This is a genomic window from Zoogloea sp., assembly GCF_041908905.1.
Classification (GTDB): Bacteria; Pseudomonadota; Gammaproteobacteria; order Burkholderiales; family Rhodocyclaceae; genus Zoogloea.
Window position 1 is genome coordinate 1 of sequence record NZ_JAYREK010000064.1, and the last position, 5007, is coordinate 5007.

A 5007-nucleotide genomic window follows, 5' to 3' on the forward strand; every position below is an offset into this window, starting at 1 on the left:
CGGACATCGCCGAGGCGGCGGTAGACGGGGAGCTCTTCCTGCTCGCGGATGCGCAGGGCCTCGTCGAGCTGTCCGCGGGCCTGGAGGATGTCGGCGATCTGGCCCTGGGTGATGGCGATGGCGCGGACATCGCCGAGGCGGCGGTAGACGGGGAGCTCTTCCTGCTCGCGGATGGTCATGGCCTCGTCGAGCTGGCAGCGGGCCTGGAGGATGTCGGCGATCTGGCCCTGGGTGATGGCGACGGAGCGGACATCGCCGAGGCGGCGGTAGACGGGGAGCTCTTCCTGCTCGCGGATGCGTAGCGCCTCGTCGAGCTGTCCGCGGGCCTGGAGGATGTCGGCGATCTGGCCCTGGGTGATGGCGATGGCGCGGACATCGCCGAGGCCGTGGTAGACGGGGAGTTCCTCCTGCTCGTGGATGCGCAGCGCTTCGTCCAGCTCCCCGCGCACTCTTTCCAGGTCTGCAACTTCCGCCCACCAAGCCAGCCGCTGCCGCACGATGACCTCATCCGTCGCGTCGGCAACCGCCGCGATGCGCGATCTGAGTTCGCGCAGGCGTTCGTTTCGTTCTTTCAGGCTGAAGCGCGGATCGACGCCGAATTTCCATTCCCGGATTCCCAGCGGGCGCAGGGCTGTGTCAGGCACCTCGGGAAAGTCGATGGTGTCGCTGCGCCAGTCGAAGAAATCCGGCGCGCCGCGGGTCACTTCCCCCAAGTGGCGGCGGGGTAGCCAGAAGGCGACCGGGTGGGGGACACGGCGGGGCCATTCGGCGCGGCGAAGGTTGAGGGTGTCGAGGAAGCGCCGGGCGCTGGCCGGGTCGGCGAGGAGGGCGTCGGCCACGATGACCATGAAGGCCCGCGGGCGCGCGTCAGTGACGTGGGCGGCGAGGCTTTCGAGCAAATCCTGGCCGGGGGCGGCGGCATCGACGGTGATGAGCTCGACGTCCGGCATGGCAGCTCCTAGGCTGTTGATGAACTGCTTGCGCGCCGTCGGCAACTCGCAGACACACAGCAACAACGCGAAGCCCCGGCTGCGCTGCAGGCTGCGGCGCAAGAGGCGCAGGGCATCTCCTGCGACTTCGGCGGCGGTGTCGGTGGCTGCCTCGCTGGCCAAAGTAGCGGGGGTGAGGGGCTCAGCCATGGAAGCGCGGCACGGTGCGCAGCACCGGGTTCACCTCGTACCACATCTCACCGTTCATGTACTCGAACACGTAGAGCAGGAACAGCATCTGCTGGTGCAGTTCGTCCTTGGGGATGTCGCGCTGGGGGGTGTCGAAGGGGCGCAGCGCCGGCCAGGCATCATCGGGCACCTCCCGGGTGAGGGACTGGGCGTAGCGTTTGACGGCCTTTTCGGCGGCCTTGCGGGTAATCGGCAGATCGTCGAGCTCGTTGCAGGCGGCCTGCAGGAACATCAGCAGGTGGCGCGGGTGGCCGCCGCTCATCTCGCACAGGTGTTCGAGGGTGGAGAGGTCGTCGAAGGCTTCCATGATCGAGACTTGGACATAGGCGCAGCGCTTGGCGACCATCTCGCTCATCTTCTGCATCCCCGGCGAATCCGGGGTGATCGGCGCATCCCGGTGAGGGCGCAGGCGGATCATCGACACCGGGGTGTTGTGTTCGCCGATGGAGTGTTCCAGCTGTCCGATGCGGGGCGAGTAGATCAGCGAGATCGGCACGGTATAGACGGTGTGCACCGCCAGGGCGGCGAGTTGCTCACTGCGGTCGATGAAGAGGCGGTCGTGGGTGTTGCCGCCGTGCTCCAGCTCGCGCCGCACCAGCTTGTCGAGGCCGTCGACGATCAGCACCAAGCCGGCGTGGCCGGCCTGGATGGCGGACGCCTTGGCGCTACCGAGGAGGTCGTTCACCGCGATCAGCAGCGAGGTGCTGTGCTGCTCCACGGCGTCCCGCAGCAGGGCCCGGGAGGTGGGGCGGTTGCGCAGGTCCATCACCAGCTTGCCGAAGCCCGTGTCGAGTTCGGCCTCCTTCAGCTCCACCTGGGCGCCCAGCATGCCGCGGATGTCGTCCCACACCCGCTTGAGGTAGGTGGTGGCCGGGGTGAAGCCGGGCAGCTGCATCCCGGCAAGCTGTTGCTGGAGCTGGGCGGCGACGAAGACCAGCAGGTCGGGGAAGTCGAGGTCGTTCACATCCAGCTTGTCGCTGACGTCGCAATACACCACCACAAAGCCCGGCCGGCCGTCGCCGCCCTTTTCGAGCAGGGCCTTGAGGCGGAACAGCTCGCTGGTCTTGCCGACGCCCCGGTGGCCGGAGAAGAGCTTGACGTTGGCTCCGTCGGCCCTGGCCCGGCGGATGTCGCGGGCGAAGCTCTCGACCACGTTGTCCTCGCCGCGCACCGCGTCGAAATCCACCCAGCGCGGGTCTTCCGGGTGCAGGGATTCGAGGGGTTCGCAGGCCTGGTAGAGGCGCGTGATCGGCGGCAGGCTTGGGTCGATGGTCATGGCGGGGCTCGGTGCTTTGAGAGGCGCCTATTGTAAGCCGGGAGGGGCGATGGGTTGGGCCAGGAAACGGCGGGGCGCGGTTTCCCCTTGCGGTGAAAACCGCCGGAGTATTGCCTCAGGTGCCCCCGTCGGCGCCCGGCCAATGGGGCGGGGGCGTCCAGCTGCTGTTTTCAGGGGCGTCGGTGCTGCCGGGCACCTGCGTTGCCGCACAAAGCAGCGCGCGAGGTGGTGCCGGGCACCGACGCTGCCGCAAAAAGCAGCGCACGAGGTGGTAGCGGGTACCAACGTTGCTGCAAAAAGCAGCTCGCAGGGTGGTGCCGGGCACCGACGCCGCTGCAAAAAGCAGCTCACGAGGTGGTACCGGGCGTCAACGCTGCTGCAAAAAGCAGCTCGCGAGGTGGTGTCGGGTACCAACGCTGCTGCAAAAAGCCGCACGCGAGGTGATGTCGAGTACCGACATTGCCGCTTTTTGCGGCAACGCCGCAGCGGGTGGGCGTAAAAAAGCCGGCGGGGCGGGTGCCGGCGGGTGGAGCGGGGTGGGGCTCAGGCCTTGGGCGGGGTGGTGTCGCCGCCGGCGGGCTTGCTGCTTCTGCCGCGGATGCGCAGCCGGATGGCCTGGCGCAGGGATTCGAGGCCTTCGCTCTTGCCGAACATCTTCATCAGGCCGTAGCCGTCGAAGCTGGTGGACAGGATGTCGCAGCCGAGGGCGGTCTCGACGTTGTCCGCCTGGTTGAGGAGCTCGCGCAGGCGCAGCAGGCGGGGGCGCAGCAGGTCGAGGTCGATGAAGTCCTGCTGAAGGCCTTCGAAGTCGACGCTGGGCGGGATGACGGCGAGGTTCTGGGCGAGCACGAGGGCCGTCTGGCGGCAGAAGGGTTCGGATTTTTCGCCCATCCGCGGCATGCCCTCGAGGGCATCGGCGGTGATGTCGCTGAAGGGCGCGAAGATCTCTTCGAGGGTGGCGAGGGCGGCGTCCATCCGGGCGATGGTTTCGGCGCTGAAGTTGGCGGAAATCAGGTTCTGGCTCATGCGGGTCTCCTGGCTGCGGATGGGATGGTGCTACGTGAAATGCATGGTTTGGTGGCAGTATCTCCCGAAACGCATGTCCGGTGCGCGGATTTTTATGCCCATGGCCTCGGGGCGGGCGTCGCTGGCGGGCGCGCTGGCCGAGCGCGGGGGCGGGGTTTCTGCTATGGTCCGCGCCCGTTTGTGTGGTGGGTGGTGTGGCCGTGGGTGTCTTGAAGTGGGTTGCGTTGGGGGTGTGCGTGTTGCTGGCGGTGCCGGCGTCGGCGGCGGTGATCGAGGGGCGGGTGGTGGCGGTGGCGGACGGCGACACGGTGACGGTGCTCGACGCCCGCAAGCGCCAGCAGAAAGTGCGCCTCACCGGCATCGACGCGCCGGAGAAGCGCCAGCCCTTCGGCGAGGCGTCGCGCCAGCACCTGGCCGGGCTGGTGTTCGGGCGGGCGGTGGAGGCGCGCTGCCCCAAGCGCGACCGCTACGGCCGCTGGCTGTGCAAGCTGAGGGTGGACGGCCGCGACGCCAACTTCGCCCAGCTGGCGGCGGGGATGGCCTGGCATTACAAGGCCTACGGCAAGGACCAGGGCCTGTTCGACTTCACCGGCTACGCGCTCATCGAGCTGGAGGCCCGCTACCGCCGCCGCGGCCTGTGGGCCGACCCGCGGCCCCAGGCGCCGTGGGAATTCCGGCGGGCCAGGCGGGAGGCGGCGGGGGGCGGGGTCTTCGGGGGGTGAGGGGGCGAGGGGCGGGCGAGGGCCTCAGGCGTCGCAGTTGAGGCCTTCGCCTTGCAGGATTTCTTCGATCTGCCCGGCCTCGGGGAGGCGCAGCCGGCGGGCGTCGGCGAGGGCCAGGCAGAGCAGGCTGCGGGCTTTGTCCCGGTCGCCGGGGGCGTCGCGGGTCAGGAGGTTGATCGCGAGGTTGGCGCGGGCGACCAGGAGGCCGCGGACGTCGCCGAGGCGCTCCAGGGCGGGAAGCTCTTCCTGCTCGCGGATGCGCAGCGCCTCGTCGAGCTGTCCGCGGGCCTGGAGGATGTCGGCGATCTTGCCCTGGCAGACGGCGATGGCGCGGACGTCGCCGAGACGGCGGTAGACGGGGAGCTGTTCCTGCTCGCGGATGGTCAGGGCCTCGTCGAGCTGTCCGCGGGCCTGGAGGATGTCAGCGATCTGGCCCTGGGTGATGGCGACTGAGCGGACATCGCCGAGGCGGCGGTAGACGGGGAGCTCTTCCTGCTCGCGGATGCGCAGGGCCTCGTCGAGCTGTCCGCGGGCCTGGAGGATGTCGGCGATCCTGCCCTGGCAGACGGCGATCTCGCGGACGTCGCCGAGGCGGCGGTAGACGGGGAGCTGTTCCTGCTCGCGGATGGTCAGGGCCTCGTCGAGCTGTCCGCGGGCCTGGAGGATGTCGGCGATATAGCCCTGGCAGACGGCGATGGCGCGGACGTCGCCGAGGCGGCGGTAGACGGGGAGCTGTTCCTGCTCGCGGATGCGGAGGGCCTCGTCGAGCTGTCCGCGGGCCTGGAGGATGTCGGCGATCCTGCCC

The 5007-nt window shown here is 69.1% G+C and carries 5 protein-coding genes; 1 reads left to right on the forward strand and 4 read right to left on the reverse strand.

Features of this window, described 5'->3' with window-relative positions; genetic code table 11:
* The 3 genes from ACE3OU_RS18520 to ACE3OU_RS18530 form a co-directional block, all read right to left on the reverse strand.
* Positions 1 to 1139, reverse strand: a 1139-nt coding sequence (locus ACE3OU_RS18520) for a hypothetical protein (RefSeq protein WP_374243036.1), incomplete at its 3' end; no start/stop codon positions are given.
* Positions 1132 to 2454, reverse strand: a complete 1323-nt coding sequence (locus ACE3OU_RS18525; protein ID WP_374243037.1) for a hypothetical protein — start codon at positions 2452 to 2454, stop codon at positions 1132 to 1134. The genes ACE3OU_RS18525 and ACE3OU_RS18520, both read right to left, overlap by 8 nt.
* 543 nt (positions 2455 to 2997) lie before the next feature.
* Positions 2998 to 3480: a hypothetical protein gene (locus ACE3OU_RS18530; protein ID WP_374243038.1), complete on the reverse strand. Its 483-nt coding sequence runs from the start codon at positions 3478 to 3480 to the stop codon at positions 2998 to 3000.
* Between the two features lie 200 nt (positions 3481 to 3680).
* Here ACE3OU_RS18530 and ACE3OU_RS18535 point away from each other — a divergent pair, with 200 nt between their 5' ends.
* Positions 3681 to 4202 carry a thermonuclease family protein gene (locus ACE3OU_RS18535; RefSeq protein ID WP_374243039.1) on the forward strand — a complete coding sequence of 174 codons (522 nt, stop codon included), beginning with the start codon at positions 3681 to 3683 and terminating at the stop codon, positions 4200 to 4202.
* Between the two features lie 24 nt (positions 4203 to 4226).
* Here ACE3OU_RS18535 and ACE3OU_RS18540 read toward each other — a convergent pair.
* The coding region (locus tag ACE3OU_RS18540; RefSeq protein WP_374243040.1) for a hypothetical protein at positions 4227 to 5007 on the reverse strand (781 nt) is incomplete at its 5' end.